This is a genomic window from Rhizobacter sp., assembly GCF_031412075.1.
GTDB lineage: Bacteria > Pseudomonadota > Gammaproteobacteria > Burkholderiales > Burkholderiaceae_C > Rhizobacter.
Genome location: NZ_JANOCG010000608.1, coordinates 1 through 3,009 on the forward strand (window position 1 = coordinate 1; position 3,009 = coordinate 3,009).

Consider the following 3,009-nt stretch of genomic DNA (forward strand, 5'->3'; position numbering starts at 1 on the left):
GCAGCTCGCGCAGCGCGCGGTGGGGTGCGCCGCCGGAGTCGGGCTCGGGGATCGCCATCAGCCCGCGCAATCGCAGCCTGGGCAACGCCGCCACCGCGCGCGCCAACGCAAGCACCTCGGCCGGCGCCACGCCGCTCTTGCTGGCCTCGCCGCTGATGTTGACCTGCAGGCAGACCTGCAGCGGCGGCAGGTGTGCAGGGCGTTGTTCGTTCAAGCGCTCGGCGATCTTCAGGCGCTCCACGCTGTGCACCCAGTCGAAGTGCTCGGCCACCACGCGTGTCTTGTTGCTTTGCAAAGGGCCGATCAGGTGCCACTCGATCTGCGTGCGCAGGTCGGCGAGCGCAGCGATCTTGTCGACCCCTTCTTGCACGTAGTTCTCGCCGAAGCAGCGCTCGCCGCCTGCAAAGGCTTCACGCACGGCGTCGGGGCTGAAAGTTTTGCTTACGCTTAGCAACGTGACGCTTTGCACGGGCCGTTGCGCTGCTGCACAGGCATGGGCGATGCGCTCGCGCACTTGTTGTATGTTCGCTGCAATCGTCGCCATAATCCCGCGAGCCTATATCAGTGGCGCCTGGCCACGCTGCATGCGGGCCCAACCCCCACGAAGAGACACATGGACATCACCCAACTGCTGGCGTTTTCGGTCAAGAACAAAGCGTCTGACTTGCACTTGTCCGCCGGCCTGCCGCCGATGATCCGTGTGCACGGCGATGTGCGTCGCATCAACGTCGACCCGCTCGAGCACAAGCAAGTGCACGAGATGGTCTACGACATCATGAACGACTCGCAGCGCAAGGCGTACGAAGAAACGCTCGAGTGCGACTTCTCATTCGAGATCCAGGGCCTGGCGCGCTTTCGCGTCAACGCCTTCAACCAGAACCGCGGCGCGGGCGCCGTGTTCCGGACCATTCCGTCGAAGATCCTGACGCTGGAGCAGCTCAACACGCCCAAGGTGTTTGCCGAGCTGGCGCTCAAGCCGCGCGGCCTGGTGTTGTGCACCGGGCCCACCGGCTCGGGCAAGTCGACCACGCTCGCCGCGATGGTCAACCACCTCAACGAAAACGAATACGGCCACGTGCTGACGGTCGAAGACCCGATCGAGTTCGTGCACGAGTCCAAGAAGTGCCTGATCAACCAGCGCGAGGTCGGCCCGCACACGCTGAGCTTCTCCAACGCGCTGCGCTCGGCCTTGCGCGAAGACCCGGACGCCATCCTGGTGGGCGAAATGCGCGACCTGGAGACCATCCGTCTGGCGCTCACCGCGGCGGAAACCGGCCACCTGGTGTTTGGCACGCTGCACACCAGCTCGGCCGCCAAGACCATCGACCGTGTGGTCGACGTGTTTCCGGCGGCTGAAAAAGAAATGGTGCGCTCGATGCTGTCGGAGTCGTTGATCGGCGTGATCTCGCAGACCCTGTGCAAGCTGAAAGACGGCAGCGGCCGCGTGGCGGCGCACGAGATCATGCTGGGCACGGCGGCCATCCGAAACCTGATCCGCGAAAACAAGATCGCGCAGATGTACTCGTCGATCCAGACGGGCAACACCATGGGCATGCAAACGCTCGACCAGAACCTCTCGGACCTGGTGCGTCGCAACATCATCGCGCCGGCCGAGGCGCGGGCCAAGGCCAAGTTCCCGGAAAACTTCCCCGGCTGACACGAGCCTTCCCCAACGCGGAGCGAGGGCCCACGCCGTGAAGAAACTGTTTGATCGACTCAAGCGTGGCGCGGGCGGGCCCGATTCCGGCGCCGGCGACAACCCGGCCGATTCGGGCTTTTTCTCCACCCAGTTCTCCGAGCGCGGCGACGAGGTTCAGTCCCTGGCCACCTGGGTCAACCGCGCCAAGGAAGTGGGTGCACAGCCGCTCGAGCGCAGGCTCGCCGAGCCGATGTTTGCCAAGCTCTGGGGCGCCGACCGCCATGTGGCCGCCCTGGGCCCCACCGAGCTGCAGCGCATGAGCCAATACCTGCAGTTCGTGACCGTGCCGGTCAACCAAGAAGTGATCGGGCAAGACGAGCAGGGTGACTACATGCTGATCGTGCTCGAGGGCACGCTGGCGGTCGACCGCGTTCAGCCCTGGGGCGGCCGTGCGCGCTTGGCCGAGGCACGGGCAGGCGATATGCTGGGCGAAATGTCTCTGCTCGATGCAGGGGCGCGGTTCTCGGCGTGCACCACGCTCACCGCGTGCTCGCTGGCGGTGGTGGATGCACAACGCCTCGATGAGATGATCATGAACGAGCCGCGGCTCGGCCTGGCCCTGTTGGCCTCGCTGTCGCGGCGCCTGTCGTTGCGTTTGCGGCAGGTCAGTGCGCGCCTGAGTGCTCTGTTGTCGAGCAACTAGGTCGCAGAAAGAAGGACATATGGAAAGAGACCAGGCATCCAAATTCGTCAACGACCTGCTGCGCCTCATGGTGTCGCGCAACGGTTCCGACTTGTTCCTCACGGCCGACTTCCCGCCTGCGATCAAGGTCGACGGCAAGGTGACCAAGGTGTCGCCGCAGCCGCTGACCAGCCAGCACACGCTGGCGCTCACCCGCTCGGTGATGAACGACAAGCAGGCCGCCGAGTTCGAGCGCACCAAGGAGTGCAACTTCGCAATCTCGCCACAGGGCATCGGGCGCTTCCGCGTCAACGCCTACGTGCAGCAGGGCCATGTGGGCCTGGTGATGCGGACGATCCCGCAGACTCTGCCCACCCTCGACGGCCTGAACCTGCCGCAGGTGCTCAAAGACGTGACCATGACCAAGCGCGGCCTGGTCATCTTCGTGGGCGCCACCGGCTCGGGCAAGAGCACCTCGCTGGCGGCGATGGTCGACTTCCGCAACGAAAACTCGTTCGGCCACATCATCACCATCGAAGACCCGGTCGAGTTCGTGCACCCGCACAAGAACTGCATCGTGACGCAGCGCGAAGTGGGGCTCGACACCGAAGGTTGGGGCCAGGCGCTGAAGAACACGCTGCGTCAGGCGCCTGACGTGATCCTGATGGGCGAAATTCGCGACCGCGAG

Annotated in this window: 4 protein-coding genes; 3 read left to right on the forward strand and 1 reads right to left on the reverse strand. The window is 64.9% G+C overall.

The annotated features are described in order from the left end of the window. Nucleotides 1-544 (reverse strand): YggS family pyridoxal phosphate-dependent enzyme (locus RMO40_RS22455; RefSeq protein WP_309725825.1); only part of this gene is annotated, 544 nt, incomplete at its 3' end. 69 nt (nt 545-613) lie between these two features. Here RMO40_RS22455 and RMO40_RS22460 point away from each other — a divergent pair. The 3 genes from RMO40_RS22460 to RMO40_RS22470 form a co-directional block, all read left to right on the forward strand. Continuing rightward, nucleotides 614-1,657: a PilT/PilU family type 4a pilus ATPase gene (locus tag RMO40_RS22460; RefSeq protein ID WP_309725826.1), complete on the forward strand. Its 1,044-nt coding sequence runs from the start codon at nt 614-616 to the stop codon at nt 1,655-1,657. A gap of 37 nt (nt 1,658-1,694) precedes the next feature. Continuing rightward, the gene (locus RMO40_RS22465) at nt 1,695-2,342 is read left to right on the forward strand and encodes a cyclic nucleotide-binding domain-containing protein (RefSeq protein WP_309725827.1); all 648 of its coding nucleotides are present in this window, start codon (nt 1,695-1,697) and stop codon (nt 2,340-2,342) included. A 19-nt stretch (nt 2,343-2,361) separates the two neighbouring features. After that, nucleotides 2,362-3,009: ATPase, T2SS/T4P/T4SS family (locus RMO40_RS22470; RefSeq protein ID WP_309725828.1), on the forward strand; the 648-nt coding region annotated here is incomplete at its 3' end.

Excerpts from the sequence above, each read along its gene's own strand:
- RMO40_RS22460 (WP_309725826.1), top strand. The coding sequence starts at position 614 with ATGGACATCACCCAACTGCTGGCGTTTTCGGTCAAGAACAAAGCGTCT.